Here is an 18,098-nt window from a genome sequence, read left to right on the forward strand (position 1 = left end):
GACGGAGCAAAGGCACTTGATGGGAAACGACATCGGCTGCCGTTATTTCGCGGCGTGGCCACCGTGGGAAAACGGCATCGTTATGCCGCGTTTGATCAAGAGCACCGTTGCCGGCACCGCCATAGTGAGCGTCACGACCCACTTGGCTGGAGACATCGATGGTGCAGATTCCGTTGTTCATTGCAGGTGTTTGGCAAGCGCCGCAGCAGGCGCGTTATCGCGACGTGATCAACCCCGCGAACGAAGACGTGCTGGCGCAGGTAGCGGTGGCCGGCACTGTCGATGCGGAGTTGGCGATCAGCGCCGCGCGCCAGGCTTTTGATCAGGGGCCATGGTCGACGATGCCGGTCACCGAACGCGCGCAACTGATGCAACGGATTGCCAGGTTGATCGAAAAGGATGCCGGGCATCTGGCGCGCCTGGAAACCCTTAACGCTGGCAAGACCCTGGGCGAAAGCCTCGGCGATGTGGGCAATGTGGTCGCCACGTTTCGCTTCTACGCCGCGCTACTGGAAACCGAAAGCGCCAGCGTCAACAGCCACGCGCCCGCGCATGTCATCAGTTTCAACCAGCGCGAACCGGTGGGCGTTTGCGCCTTGATCGCGCCGTGGAATTATCCGTTGCTGCAAGCGGTGTGGAAAATCGCCCCGGCCCTGGCCGCCGGCAATACGGTGGTGTTCAAGCCCAGCAGCCTGACGCCGATGACCGCGCACCGCTTGACCGAATTGCTCGCGGAAGCAGGCTTGCCGAGCGGCGTGTTTAACCTGCTTTGCGGTCCCGGCGATGTCGGGGAATTACTCGCCGCCAGTGATGACGTGGACCTGGTGTCACTGACCGGTGGCGCCGGGGCCGGCGGCAAGGTGATGCGTGCGGCTTCCGGCAACTTTAAACGCGTGGCGCTGGAGTTGGGGGGCAAGAATCCGAACATCGTGTTCGCCGATGCTGACTTTGACGTGGCACTGGATCAGGCGTTGAACGCAGTGTTTTTTAACGCTGGGCAGATTTGCTCGGCCGGTTCGCGGTTGCTGGTTGAGGACGGGATTCATGATCGGTTTGTCGAGGCATTGCAGCGGCGGATTTCGAAAATTCGCCTGGGTGATGGTCTCGATTCTTTGACGCAAATGGGGCCGCTGATTTCTGCGAGTCAGCGAGATCAGATCCTGACGATGATTGCCGGGGCGGTCGAACAAGGCGCGACGTTGTTGGCGGGCGGCACGATCCCCGAGCAGTTCGAGCGGGGTTTCTGGCTGCGCCCGACATTGCTCGGCAATGTGCGCGCCGACATGCGCATCGCCCGGGAAGAAATCTTCGGCCCGGTGATCACCGTCGAGCGCTTCAGCGGCGAAGCCCAGGCGTTGCAACTGGCCAACGACACGCCCTACGGCCTGGCTGCCGGGGTCTGGACCCGGGACATCGGCAAAGCCTATCGCATGGCCAAGCGGCTGCGGGTCGGCACTTTGTGGATCAACGACTACAACGCCGCATTCCCCCAGGCGCCGTGGGGCGGCTTCAAGTCCAGCGGCATTGGTCGTGAACTGTCCCGCGCCGGACTCGATGAATTCACTGAGCTCAAGCACATCTACCTCAATACCGAGCCGGCGCCTTTGAATTGGTTTGGGGTTGATCAGGCGGGCTGAGATGGCCCGGCAACCCTTGTGGGAGCGAGCTTGCTCGCGATGACGGACTGGCAGGCAACACATGTGTTGAATCTTGGATCGCTATCGCGAGCAAGCTCGCTCCCACAGGTTCTGTGCCAGGGCAAGTCCCCTCACAGCAGATTTCGCATCACCCATAACAACAAGACCGCCACACCCAAATCGCTGCCGACGTTTACCCTTGAGGAGTTGATCTTATGAAAGCCTTGCTCTTGCTTGCATCCCTCACCCTGCCACTACTGGCCCAGGCAGCGGAACCCGAGTCCTGCGCCACGGTGCGTTTTTCCGATGTCGGCTGGACCGACATCACCGTCACCACCGCCATCACCAGCGAAGTGTTGGAATCCCTCGGCTACACCACCAAAACCACGCTGCTGTCGATTCCCGTGACCTACCGCGCCCTGGCCTCGGGCAAGGACCTGGACGTGTTCCTCGGCAACTGGATGCCGACCACCGAAAACGACATCAAGCCCTTCCGCGACGCCGGCACCGTGGAAACCGTGCGCGCCAACCTGCACGGCGCCAAGTACACGTTGGCGGTGCCGGATTACGTGTACGACGCCGGGCTGCACGACTTTGCCGATATCGCCAAATTCAAGGACAAGCTCAACGGCCAGATCTACGGCATCGAACCGGGCAACGATGGCAATCGCCTGATCCAGAGCATGATCGACAAGGACGCCTTCGGCCTGAAGGACTTCAAAGTCGTCGAATCCAGCGAAGCTGCCATGCTCTCGCAACTCAAACGCGCCACCCGCAAAAACGAATGGATGGTGTTCCTCGGCTGGGAACCGCACCCGATGAACACACGCAACAAGATGAAATACCTCAGCGGTGGCGACGAATACTTCGGACCGAATTTTGGTCAGGCGACGGTTTATACCAACGTGCGCAAGGACTACCTGAAGGAATGCAGCAATGTCGGCAAATTGCTGCAGAACATGGAGTTCAGCCTCGCGATGGAGAACCAGTTGATGGACGCGGTGTTGAACCAGAACCAGAAGCCGAGGGCGGCGGCGAAGGCGTGGTTGAAGGCGAATCCGAAGGTGCTTGAGGCTTGGTTGGCCGGGGTTACCAGTCGGGATGGGCAGGATGGATTGAAAGCGGCCGGTGCGAGGCTGGCCGCTCAATAACGCCGAACACAAAATCCCTGTGGGAGCGAGCCTGCTCGCGAAGGCGGTGTGTCAGTCGATAGAAATGTCGCCTGATACATCGCCTTCGCGAGCAAGCCCGCTCCCACAGGAGTCTCTGCTGATCTGACCTTCCTGGGGGCACATTTCTTAAACGCGCCAACTGACGACCGGCAGCAAAAATTAATTGCCACCAAATATTACATGCGTCATATTACGGCCATAATAACGACTCGTTCTTCACAGGTATTTGTCCATGACCAGCATGCCCACCGTTGAACCCGACCTGGCTGTCCCGGTGACCACAAAGCCGCCCGTGCTCAAACGCCTGCTTCTGCTGACCGTGGCCATTGCAGCGTTGGTCGGTATCGGCCTGTACGGCGCCCATTGGTGGAGCGCCGGGCGTTTCCTTGAAGAAACCGACGATGCCTACATTGGCGGTGACGTCACGGTGATCGGGCCGAAGGTCGCGGGGTACATCGAAGAAGTACTGGTCACCGACAACCAAAAAGTGAAGGCCGGCGACGTGCTGGTGCGCCTGGATTCGCGCGAATACCGCGCCAACCTGGCCAAGGCCGAAGGCGCGGTGGCCGCCGAAGAAGCCCTGCTCGCCAACCTCAACGCCACCGAACAACTGCAACACGCGGTGATCGGCCAGGCCCGAGCCGGGATCGATGCGGCGGGCGCCGAAACCGCCCGTTCCCGGGATGACGATGCGCGCTACAAAAAACTGGTCGGCAGCAACGCCGTCTCGGTGGAAAGTGCCCAGCGCGCCAACGCCACCTTCAAGACCGCCCAGGCGATCAGCGCCCGGGCCCAGGCTGAGTTGCTGGCTTCGCAGCGTCAGTTGGACGTGATCGAAACCCAGAAACAACAAGCTCGCGCTGCGTTGATGCAAGCCAAGGCCGAACGTGATCTGGCCCAACTCAACGTCGGCTACACCGAACTTAAAGCCCCGGTGGACGGCGTGGTCGGTAATCGTCGGGCGCGGGTCGGCGCTTATGCCCAGGCCGGTTCGCAACTGTTGTCGGTGGTGCCGTCCAGCGGTCTTTGGGTGGATGCCAACTTCAAGGAAGACCAACTGGCGCGCATGACCTCCGGCCAGCGGGTGATCATCCGCGCCGACGTGCTCTCGGGCCAGGTCTTCCACGGTCATCTCGACAGCCTCGCCCCCGCCAGTGGCGCGCAGTTCAGCGTGTTGCCACCGGAAAATGCCACGGGCAACTTCACCAAAATCGTCCAGCGAGTACCGGTGCGCATCGTGCTCGATCCAGCGGATGGCGTGCTCGGCCATCTGCGTCCGGGGCTGTCGGTCACCGCTGAAGTCGACACCCGCGCCGAAGACAAAACCCCTGCCGTGGCCAGCGCACCATGAGCACCGTCGCCGCCCCCGCGCAGCCGTTCAATGTCGCGGACATGGCCACGGCGACCAAGGTCTTCGCCTTCGCCAGCATGTGCATCGGCATGTTCATTGCGCTGCTGGATATCCAAATTGTTTCCGCCTCGTTGCGCGACATCGGCGGCGGGCTCTCCGCCGGCACCGACGAAACCGCGTGGGTGCAGACCAGCTACCTGATCGCTGAAATCATCGTGATTCCGTTATCCGGTTGGCTGTCCCGGGTGTTCTCGACCCGCTGGCTATTCTGCGCTTCGGCGGTGGGTTTCACCCTGGCCAGCCTGCTCTGCGGCGTGGCCTGGAACATCCAGAGCATGATCGCCTTCCGCGCCCTGCAAGGTTTTCTCGGCGGTTCGATGATCCCGCTGGTGTTCACCACCGCATTCTTTTTCTTCACCGGCAAACAACGGGTGATCGCCGCCTCGACCATCGGTGCCGTGGCCTCCCTGGCACCGACCCTCGGCCCGGTGATCGGCGGCTGGATCACCGACGTGTCGTCCTGGCACTGGCTGTTTTACATCAACCTCGTGCCGGGGATTTTCGTCGCCGTGGTCGTGCCGATGCTGGTGAAGATCGATCGGCCGGAACTGTCGCTGCTCAAGGGCGCCGACTACATCAGCATGGTGTTCATGGCGCTGTTTCTCGGCTGCCTGGAATACACCCTCGAAGAAGGCCCGCGCTGGAACTGGTTCAGCGACAGCACGATCCTGACCACCGCGTGGATCAGCGGCCTCGCCGGCCTGGCATTCATCGGCCGCAGCCTGCACGTGGCCAATCCGATTGTTGATTTGCGTGCGTTGAAAGACCGCAATTTCGCCCTCGGCTGCTTCTTTTCATTCGTCACCGGTATCGGCCTGTTCGCCACGATTTACCTGACGCCGCTGTTTCTCGGCCGGGTCCGTGGCTATAGCGCGCTGGACATTGGTCTGGCGGTTTTTTCCACCGGGGTGTTCCAGATCATGGCGATTCCGCTGTATGCCTTTATGGCCAACCGCATCGACCTGCGCTGGATCATGATGACCGGCCTTGGGCTGTTCGCATTATCGATGTGGGATTTCAGCCCGATCACCCATGACTGGGGGGCCAAAGAATTGATGCTGCCGCAAGCCTTGCGCGGGATTGCCCAGCAACTGGCGGTGCCGCCAGCAGTGACGCTGACTCTAGGTGGCCTGGCGCCGTCGCGGCTCAAACATGCTTCGGGGTTGTTCAACCTGATGCGTAACCTCGGCGGCGCGATTGGCATTGCGGCGTGCGCCACCATCCTCAACGACCGCACCAACCTGCACTTCACCCGGTTGGCGGAGCACTTGAACAGCACCAACGAAGCGCTCAACCAGTGGCTGTCCCAGGTCGGCAACAACTTCGCCGCCCTCGGCCAAAGCGGTGACGCGGGGATCACCGCCAGCCTGCATCAACTGTGGTTGCTGACGTTCCGCGAAGCCCAGACACAAACCTATGGCGACGCGTTTTTGATGATCATGGTCTGCTTCATTATCGCCACGGCGATGGTGCCCTTGATGCGCAAGGTGCAACCACCGGCCGCGCCGTCAGCAAACGCGCATTGATCAGGCTTGAGGCATTTTGCGGAAGCCAATCGCCAAGCGGTTCCAGGCGTTGATGGTGGTGATGGCCACGGTCAGGTCGACCATTTCCTTCGGGCTGAACTCGGCGGTGGCCAGTTCGTAGTCTTCGTCCGGGGCGTGAGTCTGGCTGATCAGGGTCAGGGACTCAGTCCAGGCCATCGCCGCACGTTCACGGGGAGTGAAGAACGGCGTTTCACGCCAGGCCGACAAGGTGGCCAGGCGACGTTCGTCTTCACCGCCCTTGCGGGCATCGGCGCTGTGCATATCGAGGCAGAAGGCGCAGCCGTTGATTTGCGAAGTGCGCAACTTGACCAGTTCGATCAGGTTCTTTTCCAGCGGCAGTTTCGACACCGCGGTTTCCAGGGCGATCATGGCTTTGAGCGCATCCGGGGAGGCGGTATAGAAATCGATACGAGGTTTCATGGCAGGGCTCCGTCACAAGTGAATGTGGAGCTACGTTAAGCCCGCCCGCACCCGTGACAAATAGCCAATATTCGAGAAGACGAGGAGGCCATTGCGGGGCGGCCCAAAAAAGCCAATTGCCAGAGCTCGGTCCGCGCCACTAGAATGCGATCAATTCTTAATTGCACTCAGGCCAGGACGCCCGAATCGAGTATCTGTCCGCCATGTCATCCGCCGACCAGCCCTTGAATCAGCAAGTCCATCACTTGTACAGCGAACACCACGGCTGGCTCCAGGGATGGTTGCATCGAAAATTGGGCAACCGCTGCGACGCGGCCGACCTGGCCCACGATACCTTTTTGCGACTGCTGACTCGCCAGGTTGTCCGGCCGCTGGGCAGCGAACCCCGAGCGTTGTTGACCCACATCGCCAAAGGCCTGGTAATTGATCGCTGGCGCCGCCAGGACCTCGAACGGGCTTATCTGGAGACCATCGCGCACTTGCCGGTCGCTGAAGTGCCCTCCCCCGAAACCCGTTTCCTGATTCTCGAAACCCTGTGGCGCATCGAAGCCTTGTTGCGTGAATTGCCGGCGGCCACTCGCGACACCTTCCTGTTGTCCCAGATCGAAGGGCTGACCTACAGCCAGATCGCGACGCGCCTGAATGTGTCGCTGATTACCGTCAAACGGCACATGCGCGCGGCATTCATTGCCTGCCTGAGTGTCGCTTGATGAGTTCATCAGTGATCAACCCGCAAATACTCGGCGAAGCCGCCGATTGGCTGGTGCAATTGCACTCGGGCACGGCAACGCCTTCCGATCATCAGGCCATCGCCCAATGGCGTACACGCAGCGCCGAGCACGCTCAGGCCTGGTTGCGGGCCGAGGCGATTCTCGGGGACTTTCGCAACGTCCCGGCCAACCTTGCTATCCAGACCCTGCAACGAGCCTCGCGCAAGGACGGCCTCACCCGGCGCCAGACGGCTACGCGCCTGGGCTTGCTGCTGATGGCCGGGCCGTTGGGCATCGCTTCGCAACATGTGCCGTGGCAGCAATGGACCGCCGACCAGCGCACCGCCGTGGGCGAGCAAAAGAACCTGCAACTGCCCGATGGCAGCCAGATAGTGCTCAACACCGAAAGTGCGGTGGATATCGCCTTCAGCCCGCAGGAGCGTCGACTTCTGCTATTGCAAGGCGAAGTGCTGATCAGCACCGCCAAGGACTCCGCCGTCCGCCCCTTTATCGTCGAAACCCCGCAAGGCACAGCACGCGCCCTGGGCACGCGGTTTTGCGTGCGGATCAATGGCTCGCGCAGCCAGGTGTCGGTGCTCGAAGGGCGAGTAGAAATCACGCCGCAGTTACTGCAACAGAGCACGATCCTCAACCCCGGTGAACGCCAGAGCTTCAAGCTGAACCGCTTTGACTCGCCGGAAAGCTTCGACACCAGCACCCTCGCCTGGGACAAGGGCATGTTGCTGGCGAACAACATGCGCCTGGATGAATTGCTCGGTGAGCTGGGCCGCTATCGGCCGGGTGTCTTGCGCTGTCATGCGGATGTCGCGGCATTGCGCGTATCGGGGGCCTTTTCCCTGCGTGATACCGACGCCAGCCTGCGCCTGCTCAGCGATACCCTGCCGCTGAAAATCAGCAGCCTGACCCGCTATTGGTTGTCGGTGGAACCGCGAGCCTGACGATCAGACCCGTAGCAGCTGTCGAGCCCCAGCGAGGCTGCGTCGGGGCCAACGCGGCCTCGCCGACGCAGCCTCGCTGGGGCTCGACAGCTGCTACGGACCCATCCCACATTATTTTCAATGTCCCCTGATACCTTTCTGCGTTTCGTTCGGTGTGTGGATATGCCTCTTCAATTCCACGCGCTCGACAGGAACGCCGAATGACTTCAACACCCCTGCACGATTTCCCGCTCAAGGCGCTGAGCCTGGGCCTCACCCTCGCCTTCTGCGCAGTGCTGCCGCTCACCAGTCAGGCCACCGACGCCGTTAACGAAAGCGCCAGCCGCACCATCAATATCGGCCCGGGGTTGCTCAGCCACACATTGGCGCAATTTGCCGTGAGTGTCGGGGTGCCGCTGTCGTTCGATCCGGCACAACTGGGTGATCGCCAGAGTCCGGGGTTGCAAGGTAGCTACAGTGTGCAGTCGGGCTTCGCGCAGTTGCTCGACGGCAGCGGCTTCGAGCTGATCGCCACGGGCGGCAACGGCTACACCCTGGCGCCACGGGTCGCGGCTGGCGGCGCATTGGAACTGGACGCCACCAGCGTCAGCGCCCTGCGTGACGACAACGCCGAAACCTACGGCGGCGGCCAGGTCGCCAAAGTCGCGCAGGTTGGCATGCTGGGTAACCAGGCGCTGAAAGACTTGCCCTTCAGCGTCACCAGTTACACGGCCAAGACCATCGCCGACCAGCAAGCGCAAACCGTCGGTGACGTGCTGCTCAATGATGCCTCGGTGCGCCAGTCTGCCGGGTTCGGCAACTTCTCCCAGGTGTTCATGATTCGTGGTTTGCCCCTGGCCTCCGATGACATTTCCTATAACGGCCTGTACGGCGTGTTGCCCCGGCAGATCATCGCCACCGAAGCGCTGGAACGGGTCGAACTGTTCAAAGGCCCGAACGCATTCGTCAATGGCGTGACCCCGAGCGGCAGCGGGATCGGCGGCGGCGTAAACCTGCAACCCAAGCGCGCCAATGATGTACCGACCCGTAGCGTCACCCTCGATTACAGCGCCGATGGCCGGGTGGGTGGGCATCTGGATTTGGGCCAGCGCTTCGGTGAAGACAACCGCTTCGGCGCGCGGGTCAACCTGCTGCAACGGGAAGGCGACACCGCCGTCGATGATGAAGACCAACGCTCTTCGCTGATCAGCCTGGGCCTGGACTATCGCGGTGATCGCCTGCGTATTTCCACCGATCTGGGTTACCAGAAACAGGTGATCAACCAGGGCCGCTCGGTGGTGTACGTCGATTCCAGCCTGAAAAAAGTGCCCAAGGTGCCGGACGCCAACGCGGGTTATGCGCAGAACTGGAGCTACTCGCAACTGGAAGACACCTTCGGCATGGCCCGCGCCGAATATGACCTGACCGATAACTGGACGGCGTACGTGGCCGGCGGCGCCAAACACACCCGGGAAAACGGCGTGTACTCGTCGCTGACCCTCACCGACCTGAATGGCAACGCCCGTGGCGGCATGCTGTATCCGCCCCACGACGAGGACAATCAAAGCCTGATGGCCGGCCTCAATGGCCACTTGAATACCGGGCCAGTCAGCCATCAACTGAACCTCGGCCTGGCGGGAATCTGGGGCGAACAGCGCTCAGCCTTCGAAACCATCGGCACGGCCGGGCGCTACAACACCAATATCTACAACGTCACCGACAAGCCACGGCCACGGGCGACGTCGTTCGGCAGCGACATCCACGACCCGCGCATCGTCGGCAAAAACACCCTGCGCAGCGCCGCAGTGTCCGACACCTTGGGCTTTATCGATGATCGCGTGCTGCTGACCCTCGGCGTACGACGCCAGGATCTGAAAGTCGACGGCTGGAGTACCACCAGCGGCGCGCGCACTTCCAGTTATGAAGAGTCGATCACCACCCCGGTTTATGGACTGGTGATCAAACCTTGGGAGCATGTGTCGTTTTACGCCAACCGTATCGAAGGCCTGGCGAAAGGCCCGACGCCGCCGACCAGCGCGATCAACCGTGACGAAACCTTCGCCCCGGTGCGCAGCAAGCAAATCGAAGCCGGGGTGCGCCTGGACATGGACAGCTACGGCGCGAGCCTGGGTGTGTATCGCATCGAGCAGCCGTCGAGCTACACCCAGGACGGCATTTTCCGGGTTGATGGTCAGCAGCAAAACAAAGGGCTGGAGCTCAACGTCTATGGCGAACCGCTGGAGGGCCTGCGCCTGCTCAGCGGCGCGACCCTGATGAAAACCGAGATCGAAGGCAGTACCAACGGCGTCAATGACGGCAACCGCGCCGTGGGTGTGCCGCGCTTTCAGTTGAATCTGGGAGCCGACTGGGACGTGCCGGGGATTGAAGGTGCGGCGCTGAGCGCACGGATGTTACGCACGGGCGGGCAGTACCTGAACGCCGCCAACACCCAAAGCATTCCGGCGTGGAATCGTTTTGACGTGGGTTCGCGGTATGCCTTCAAGGTGGACGAGAAGGACATCACCTTGCGCGCCAATCTGGAGAACGTCGCGAACAAGGCTTACTGGGCTTCGGCGAATGGCGGGTACTTGACCCAGGGGACACCGCGGACGTTGAAGGTTTCGGCGACTGTGGATTTCTGATCGGTCCGAGTCTTTTGGTGTGGCTGATATCGCCATCGCGAGCAAGCTCGCTCCCACAGGTTATGCGCTAGCCCTTGTGGGAGCGAGCTTGCTCGCGATCCGCGCAGCGGCCATTCACGCGCGACTTCTGAGCCACTGCAAAAACCCCTTCTTCGGCACCACCACCGGCTCGTCCTGGGTTAATGTCCGCGCCTTGTGCAGCCGGAAATCGAGCAAGGCTTTCATCGCATCGTTGATGTCGTGACGCGCATCCAGGCACGGCTTGAGGTAGGCCTTTTCGATGCGGTACAGGGCGCAGAAGGTCTTGGCGGTAAAGGCTGCGGGCACCGAGGTATCGGACAGGATGCCGGCCTCGCCAATCACCTCGCCCGGGCCCATGCGCCCGGATTCGAACGGCGTACCGTGACGGATCAGGGTTACCGAAATCACCCCGGATTCAATGATGAACAAATGATCGCTGACCTCCCCCGCCGCCAGAATCGTCTCGCCGGCGCGGAAGGTTTGCAGGGTCATGTTCTGGCTGAAGGTTTCTTTCTCTTCCTGGCGCAGGGTCGAGAAAATCGCCGAGCTTTCCAGCAACGCCCGCGGCCGGGACACGTTGCCCGGCGGGTTGGGCTCGACGCTCGACAGTAGATTGATGCCGGACGCCTGCAAGTGCCGATACGCCAGGTCGAACAGCAGATTACGCACGGTGCGTTTCTGGTCCATCGAGGCGACAAACCCGCTGATTTCATATTCGACACCGGCGCTGCTGGAGCTTTTCAGAGCGACACTCGGCGCCGGGCGATCCAGCAGAAGACGGCAGCCCTGCATCGCCCGTTCCAGGGCTTCGACCACCGTGTTCGGCCGCGCGTGCGGGCTCAATTGCAGGCTGATGGAAACACCGAACATGTCGCTCGGCCGACTGAAGTTGATGATCTTGGCCTTGGCCGCCAAGGAGTTGGGAATCACCGCCAGGCTGCCCTGGGCGGTTTGCATGCGCGTGGCGCGCCAGTCGATGTCGGTGACCCGGCCTTCGGTGCCGTCGATGGAGATCCAGTCATCGATTTGATAAGGCTTGGTGGTGTTGAGGACGATGCCGGAGAACACGTCGCTGAGGGTGCTTTGCAGCGCCAGGCCGACGATGATCGCCACCGCGCCGGAGGTGGCGAGCACGCCTTTGACCGGCAGGTCGAGCACGTAGGCCATGGCGGCGATGATCGCGATCAGGAAAATCACCGCGCCAAGCAAATCCTGGAGCAGGCGCCCGGTGTGCCCGACCCGTTGCATCATCACCGCACCGATCAGCACCGTCAGGGTTCGCGCACCGAACAGCCACCAGCCGATCTGCAAACCGGTGGCAGCCAGGTGCAACGGCACGTTATCGGCCCAGGGCGCCGGCTCCAGCGGGTTCAGGCCTTCGTTGAACAGCAGAACGCTGAACAACGCAAAAATCACCAGCCGCACCACCAGTTTCCAGTTGCTGCCGTTGGTGCTGATCAAACGCCACAGCCCAAGATCAATCAGGATCAGGACCAATGCGGCGAGCAGCGGGTGATCGGTGAGCAGTGACAGCATCAAGCAACTCCAGCAAAGGCCAATGGCGCGAAGATCGCACGGATTGGGCACAGTGTAGGAGGATTTGCTGTCCTGAGAACACCGTAAAACAATGTGGGAGCGGGCTTGCTCGCGAAGGCGGCGTGCCAGTCGACTTTGATAGTGACTGACACGGCCTCTTCGCGAGCAAGCCCGCTCCCACATGGGTTATGCGGTGTTGCGGGATTTAACTGCTCATCCGCCCAAACCGCCCCGACTGGTAATCGGCAAACGCCTGGTGGATTTCCTGTTCGCTGTTCATCACGAACGGACCATGACCGACGATAGGTTCGTCAATCGGCTCGCCGCTGAGCAGCAACACCACCGCGTCATTATTGGCTTCCAGACTGATCTGCCGGCCGTCGCGCTCGAACAGCGCCAACTGCCCTTCCCGTACCAGTTCCAGGCCATTGACTTGCACCGTGCCGCGCAGCACCACCAGGGCGGTGTTGCGACCTTCGTGCAGGTCCAGCGTCAGCAACTTGCCGGTGTTCAGGCGAAGGTCCCAGACATCAATCGGCGTGAAGGTGCGCGATGGACCGGTATGGCCGTCGAATTCACCGGCAATCAGTCGCAGGCTGCCAGCGTCGTCCTTGAGCGGGATGTTCGGGATGTCGCGGTCGAGGATGGTCTGGTAACCGGCGTCGGCCATTTTGTCCTTGGCGGGCAGGTTAACCCACAGTTGCACCATTTCCAGTTTGCCGCCGCGTTTGGCGAAATCGTCGGAGTGGAATTCCTCATGAATGATCCCCGAAGCCGCGGTCATCCATTGCACATCGCCCGGGCCAATGGTGCCACCGGCGCCGGTGGAGTCGCGGTGTTGCACTTCGCCGTCGTAGACGATGGTCACGGTTTCAAAACCACGATGCGGATGCTGGCCGACGCCACGCCGCTCGGTGGTCGGGGTGAAGTCGGCGGGACCGGCGTGATCGAGCAGCAAAAACGGGCTGATGTGTTGGCCCATCGTGTCGTAGGAAAACAGCGTGCGAACCGGAAAACCGTCGCCGACCCAATGGGCCCGTGGGCTGGTGTAGATACCGATGATGTTTTTCATCGTGCCTCCGATATAGGTGGGTAAAGCATGAACCCAGCTTAAATCTGATACCAATCCGGCGCTAGACTGCAAAAATCGGCCTTAGCGTTCTACCAGCGAGACGATACCGGCATTGACCTTATAAAACGGGAGTAGCCAGGTTTTTATTTCGGACATAATATCGACGAACATTACAACCATAATATCCGTCCGAGGACTTGATCATGCAAAGCCCGACCCAAGAAGCCACCCTCGCCCAATGGATCGCCCAGGAACAGGCCATGCGCGCCCGCCTCGCCGGCCCCGGCAGTCTGTCCATGGCCGAGGTCAGCGCCCTCTCGCCCACCGAGTTTTTCGAGGGCGTCGGCAACGGCGAACTGCCCTCGCCGCCGATTGGCACGCTGATGGATTTCATCCCGATCGAATGGTCGGCCGGGCTGTTTATTTTCCAGGGCACCCCGGATTCGCGGCACTACAACCCGTTGGGCAGCGTGCATGGCGGGTATGCGGCGACCTTGCTGGATTCGTGCATGGGGTGTGCGATTCACACGCAATTGAAGAAAGGCCAGGGCTACACCACGCTGGATTTGCGCATCAGTTATGTCCGGGCCTTGACCGGCGCCAGCGGACCGGTGCGCGCCGAGGGCAAGATTGTGCACCTGGGGCGGTCGACGGCGCTGGCCGAGGGGCGGATTTATGATGTGGATGGGCGACTGTATGCGACGGGGTCCACGACTTGCATGATTCTTGAGGCGCGGGGGTAAGGCTCGGAACCGTGGTGCGGCTATCGCGGGCAAGCCTTGCTCCTACAGGTGTGCGCGAATCCCCTGTAGGAGCAAGGCTTGCCCGCGATGAGGCCCGACCAGACACCCACAATTTCACCATTCATGACTTTAAGTAAACATTGCTTTGCCCCACCAGCGGTTTTTCTCAAGGATACCGGCGCGGATACTCGTGCCATTCCCACTGCAACCCTTGGAGTCATTGATGTCTATTCCCGCATTCGGTCTTGGTACGTTTCGCCTGCAAGGTCAGGTGGTCATCGATTCGGTCAGTACCGGTCTTGAACTGGGCTATCGGGTCATCGACACCGCGCAAATCTACGAGAACGAAGCCGAAGTCGGCCAGGCCATTGCCGCCAGCGGCGTCCTGCGTCATGAGCTGTTCATCACCAGCAAAATCTGGGTCGCCAACTTCGCCAAGGATCGACTGATCGACAGCCTCAAGCAGAGCCTGCGCAATTTGCAGACTGACTACCTGGACCTGACGCTGATCCACTGGCCGTCCCCGGAAAACCAGGTGCCCGTGGAAGAGTTCATGGGCGCCCTGCTCGAAGCCAAGAAAATGGGCCTGACCCGCCAGATCGGCGTGTCCAACTTCACCGTGGACTTGATGAAACAGGCCATCGCCGCCGTCGGTGCCGAGAACATTGCCACCAACCAGATCGAATTGCACCCGTACCTGCAAAACCGCAAAGTCGTTGAATTCGCGCAAAGCCAGGGCATCCAGATCACGTCCTACATGACCCTGGCCTACGGTGAAGTGCTGAAGGATCCGGTGATCCAGCGGATCGCCGAACGCCTGCAAGCGACACCGGCGCAAGTCACCCTGGCCTGGGCCATGCAACTGGGTTACGCGGTGATTCCGTCATCGACCAAACGCGCCAATCTGGAAAGCAATCTGCAAGCCGTCGGGCTGACCTTGAGCGATGCCGACATGGCGTTGATCGCCGGTCTGGATCGCGGCCAGCGTCTGACCAGCCCTAAAGGCATCGCCCCGCATTGGGATTGATCGTCAGCGCGGCCCGAGGCTTTCATCCAGGTGCGTCATGCTCTGCTGCAAGCGCTCGACGGCAACGTCGATCAGTGCCCCGCGACCTTCAGTGCAGGCCTGTTCGAGTTGCTCGCAACACTCGATCACCTGTAGCGCCCGGACCATGCGCGCACCGCCCTTGATGCGGTGCGCCAGGTTCTGGAGATCCTGGCGATTACCTGCGGCGTGCGCCTGCAGCAACTGTTCACGATCCTCGCGGTTGGTCACCGCCAGATCGTGCACCAGGCGATTGATCAACGTGCGGTCGCTGCCGACGTAACGTTCCAGGCTGCTCAAGTCGAGCAGGACATCAGGTTGTTCGTCCGGCGGCGTTAACGCTTCGCCGGCAAACCTGAGCGCCAGCCAGGCGCTCAGGTCCCCCAGACGAATCGGTTTGAACAGGCAATCATCCATCCCGGCTTCCAGGCAACGCAGCTTTTCCTCGGGCTGGGCATTGGCGGTAAACCCCAGGATTAGCGTCGCCGGCAACCCTTGGGCGCGTTCCTCATCACGGATCGCCATCGCCAGCTCATAACCACTGAGTACCGGCATGTTGCAGTCGGTGATGAGCACGTCGAGCGCCTGTTTGCGCCATATCGCCAACCCCTGCCCGCCATCCTCGGCCTCCAGCACCTGGTGTCCCAGATAACTCAGTTGGCGCGACAGCAACAGGCGATTGGCCGGGTAATCGTCGACCACCAGAATCGTCAACAACCGCGTCGCCAGCGGCCATCCGCTCGGCGGCGCGGCGCGGGACAACAACGGTTGCAGGGCGGGCAAATCCAGACTGACCTGAACCTGCGTGCCCCTGCCGAGGTCGCTGTGCAGCTGTAAACGGCCGCCCATCATTTCGCACAAGGAACGGCTGATCACCAACCCCAGGCCCGAACCGTTGCGGCCGGATTGCGCAGTGTTGCCAGCCTGGACAAACGGACTGAACAGTCGTTGCTGGTCTGCGACGCTGATCCCGATGCCGCTGTCTTCGATCGTCACAGTCACCGTCAGATGACCGGACAACCCGGGCTCGACGCGCAGGGTCAGCCTCACCTCGCCTTGTTCCGTGAACTTGATGGCGTTGCTCAATAAATTGGACAGCACCTGCTTGAAACGCAGCGGGTCGATCAACACATCGCAGTCGCTGTGCTCATCCAGTTCGACCCGCCAATCCAGCTCTTTCTGCCGCGCCAGGCCCTCGAAAACCCGGCACACCGATTCCGTCAGCGAGCGCAAATTGCCGCGCTCCGGTGCCAGGGACAAATGCCCGGACTCGATGCGGGCGATGTCCAGGATATCGCCGATCAACACCAGCAGTTGCTGTGCGGAACTCGACGCCACCTCAATCGCAAATCGGTCGGTGATGCCCTCTTCCGAACGTTTGAGGGCCAGTTCGAGCATGCCGATCAAGGCATTCATCGGCGTGCGGATTTCATGGCTCATGGTCGCCAGAAACGTGGTTTTCGCGCGGTTGGCATCGTCGGCGGCGTCCTTGGCGTCCTGCAATTGCTGCAGCCATCGCTGGCGCTGGCGAATCTGCCGACGTTGCCAGGCAATCCAGCCCAACGCCAGCAACAGCAAGGCACCGGCGGCGGCAAAGCCTTGCAGGATGGCTTCGCGATGACGCAGCCAATAGCTGTCATCCACCATCACGTCATTGCTCCAACGGGCGATCAAGTCGTCCATCTCCTGGGGCGGAATGCTCAGCAAGGCCTTGTTCAGGATCGACTGCAACTCCACGGCGCCGCGACCGGTCGCCAGGGTGATGAGTGCCGGTTCATTGCCCACGGTACTGTTGATCTGCAGGCGGTCGCCGTAGTGCCGGACAATCAGGTAACGGGTCAGGATCAATGAGCTGAGTGCCGCATCGGCCTGCCCCTTCAACACCAGTTCCAGCCCCTCGGCCGGACTTTGCGCGTCCACCAGCCGGATTCCCGGTGCCCGCGCCAGAATAAACCCACGCAGTGGATGACTGTGATTGATCGCCAGACGCTTGCCCGCCAGATCATCCAGGGTCTTCGGGCTGCCCGCCGACGTAGCGCTGACCAACACGAATGGATTGCTCAGGTAAGCGCGGGTGAAGCGCAAGTCGGCCTCGCGTTCGGTGCTCGGAATGATCACCGGCACCAGATCAATGTCACCGTCCTTGAGCTGCTGGATCTGCTGATCCAGCGAACGGCTGCGTTGCACCGTGAAGGTCAAGCCGCTGCGCTGGCTGATGAGGGTCAATAACTGCGCCGTCAAACCGCTGAACCGCCCCCGGGCATCGAAAAACGTCAGCGGCGCAAAGCCCTCGACCACCCCCACGGTCAGCAGCGGATGCCGCGCCAGCCAGCGCTGTTCACTGGCGCTCAACTGAACGCGTTGCAGGCCGGATTGATTGGCCCTGCCGGCACTCCAGCGTTGCTCGATGGCCACGCGCTGCTCCATGGGAATCGTCGCCAGTGCCTGATCGACAATGCTCAACAGACGCGAATTGCTCCGGGCCAGGGCGAACCCGAATGGATTGGCGTCCAGACCCGATGGCCCGGTCAGGTGAACGTTGTTCAGGTAGTTATTGTTGATCAGGTAATTGGTACTGATGAAGTCGCCCAGGTACACGTCAGCCTGCCCGAACGCTACAGCGCCGAGCGCCTCGAGTGACGAGGCATACAGATGCAGGCGCGCCTCGGGATAGAACGCTTCGACGCTGGACGCCGGCAGATAGTTTTCAACCATGGCAATGCGTTTGCCCGTCAGGTCGTCGGGCATGCGCTCGTCCAGACGGGTAACCAGCATCGGCTGGTCTTCGGCGTAGGCCAGGGACCTGGTCAGTTCGGGATCGGCCATCTCGAAATTGTTCGAGGTGCCGAGCAGGTCCAGCTCATCACGTTTGAGCGCCTGCATCGCCACCTCGCGAGTGTCGTAACGCCGCACCTCAACCTTGACATGCAGCAGTTGCGCCAGCAGATCGGCGTAGTCCGCCGTGATGCCCTCCAGTTCATCGTGATTGCGCGTCACCTCGAACGGCGGGTAGTCCGGCCCCGTGACGCCGAGGCGCAAGACCCGCTTGTTACGCAACCATTGCCAATCCGTTTCGTCCAGCCGAATCTCGTACCCCTCCACGGTCGAGCGTCCCAGCAGATGCAAGGGTTGCGGCTCGTCAGCCATCACAACGGCGGCCTTCAGCGCAGTCAACAACATCAGCACGAACAGACAGGCGCGCAC

Annotated in this window: 13 protein-coding genes; 9 read left to right on the forward strand and 4 right to left on the reverse strand. The window is 61.3% G+C overall.

Annotated elements, in window-relative coordinates; genetic code table 11:
• Nucleotides 1-158 precede the first annotated feature (158 nt).
• From HB680_RS28400 to HB680_RS28415, 4 genes are all read left to right on the forward strand, one after another.
• A complete protein-coding gene (locus HB680_RS28400; RefSeq protein WP_213941642.1) occupies nucleotides 159-1,637 on the forward strand; it encodes an aldehyde dehydrogenase family protein in 1,479 nt (492 codons plus the stop codon).
• Between the two features lie 215 nt (nucleotides 1,638-1,852).
• Complete coding sequence (locus HB680_RS28405) at nucleotides 1,853-2,788, forward strand: choline ABC transporter substrate-binding protein (RefSeq protein ID WP_213941643.1); 936 nt, start codon at nucleotides 1,853-1,855, stop codon at nucleotides 2,786-2,788.
• Nucleotides 2,789-3,041: 253 nt separating this feature from the next.
• Nucleotides 3,042-4,160, forward strand: a complete 1,119-nt coding sequence (locus HB680_RS28410) for an HlyD family secretion protein (protein ID WP_213941644.1) — start codon at nucleotides 3,042-3,044, stop codon at nucleotides 4,158-4,160.
• A complete protein-coding gene (locus tag HB680_RS28415; RefSeq protein WP_213941645.1) occupies nucleotides 4,157-5,746 on the forward strand; it encodes a DHA2 family efflux MFS transporter permease subunit in 1,590 nt (529 codons plus the stop codon). The genes HB680_RS28410 and HB680_RS28415 overlap by 4 nt, the downstream gene beginning before the upstream one ends.
• On the opposite strand, the gene HB680_RS28420 is transcribed toward HB680_RS28415, so the two are convergent.
• Complete coding sequence (locus HB680_RS28420; protein ID WP_213941646.1) at nucleotides 5,747-6,187, reverse strand: carboxymuconolactone decarboxylase family protein; 441 nt, start codon at nucleotides 6,185-6,187, stop codon at nucleotides 5,747-5,749.
• 203 nt (nucleotides 6,188-6,390) lie between these two features.
• On the opposite strand from HB680_RS28420, the gene HB680_RS28425 reads away from it, so the two are divergent.
• The 3 genes from HB680_RS28425 to HB680_RS28435 all read left to right on the forward strand — a co-directional run bounded on the left by HB680_RS28425 (nucleotide 6,391) and on the right by HB680_RS28435 (nucleotide 10,477).
• Nucleotides 6,391-6,897, forward strand: coding sequence for a sigma-70 family RNA polymerase sigma factor (locus HB680_RS28425; RefSeq protein ID WP_213941647.1), 507 nt, complete (start codon nucleotides 6,391-6,393; stop codon nucleotides 6,895-6,897).
• Nucleotides 6,897-7,856, forward strand: a complete 960-nt coding sequence (locus HB680_RS28430) for a FecR family protein (protein WP_213941648.1) — start codon at nucleotides 6,897-6,899, stop codon at nucleotides 7,854-7,856. The genes HB680_RS28425 and HB680_RS28430 overlap by 1 nt, the downstream gene beginning before the upstream one ends.
• 200 nt (nucleotides 7,857-8,056) lie before the next feature.
• Complete coding sequence (locus HB680_RS28435) at nucleotides 8,057-10,477, forward strand: TonB-dependent receptor (protein WP_213941649.1); 2,421 nt, start codon at nucleotides 8,057-8,059, stop codon at nucleotides 10,475-10,477.
• A gap of 114 nt (nucleotides 10,478-10,591) precedes the next feature.
• Here HB680_RS28435 and HB680_RS28440 read toward each other — a convergent pair whose 3' ends face one another.
• Nucleotides 10,592-12,034 (reverse strand): mechanosensitive ion channel family protein, encoded by a 1,443-nt coding sequence (locus HB680_RS28440; RefSeq protein WP_213941650.1) that lies wholly within the window; start codon nucleotides 12,032-12,034, stop codon nucleotides 10,592-10,594.
• A gap of 205 nt (nucleotides 12,035-12,239) precedes the next feature.
• Nucleotides 12,240-13,106 (reverse strand): pirin family protein, encoded by an 867-nt coding sequence (locus HB680_RS28445; protein WP_213941651.1) that lies wholly within the window; start codon nucleotides 13,104-13,106, stop codon nucleotides 12,240-12,242.
• 203 nt (nucleotides 13,107-13,309) lie between these two features.
• Between HB680_RS28445 and HB680_RS28450 the strand changes: the two genes are divergently transcribed.
• The gene (locus HB680_RS28450) at nucleotides 13,310-13,849 is read left to right on the forward strand and encodes a PaaI family thioesterase (RefSeq protein WP_213941652.1); all 540 of its coding nucleotides are present in this window, start codon (nucleotides 13,310-13,312) and stop codon (nucleotides 13,847-13,849) included.
• Nucleotides 13,850-14,072: 223 nt separating this feature from the next.
• Nucleotides 14,073-14,876, forward strand: coding sequence for a 2,5-didehydrogluconate reductase DkgB (gene dkgB / locus HB680_RS28455; RefSeq protein WP_213941653.1), 804 nt, complete (start codon nucleotides 14,073-14,075; stop codon nucleotides 14,874-14,876).
• Nucleotides 14,877-14,879: 3 nt separating this feature from the next.
• Here the strand turns inward: dkgB and HB680_RS28460 are convergent, their stop codons facing one another.
• The gene (locus HB680_RS28460; protein ID WP_256735638.1) at nucleotides 14,880-18,074 is read right to left on the reverse strand and encodes a transporter substrate-binding domain-containing protein; all 3,195 of its coding nucleotides are present in this window, start codon (nucleotides 18,072-18,074) and stop codon (nucleotides 14,880-14,882) included.
• Between the last annotated feature and the right edge of the window lie 24 nt (nucleotides 18,075-18,098).

The organism is Pseudomonas sp. dw_612 (assembly GCF_018449725.1).
In the GTDB taxonomy this organism is placed as follows: domain Bacteria; phylum Pseudomonadota; class Gammaproteobacteria; order Pseudomonadales; family Pseudomonadaceae; genus Aquipseudomonas.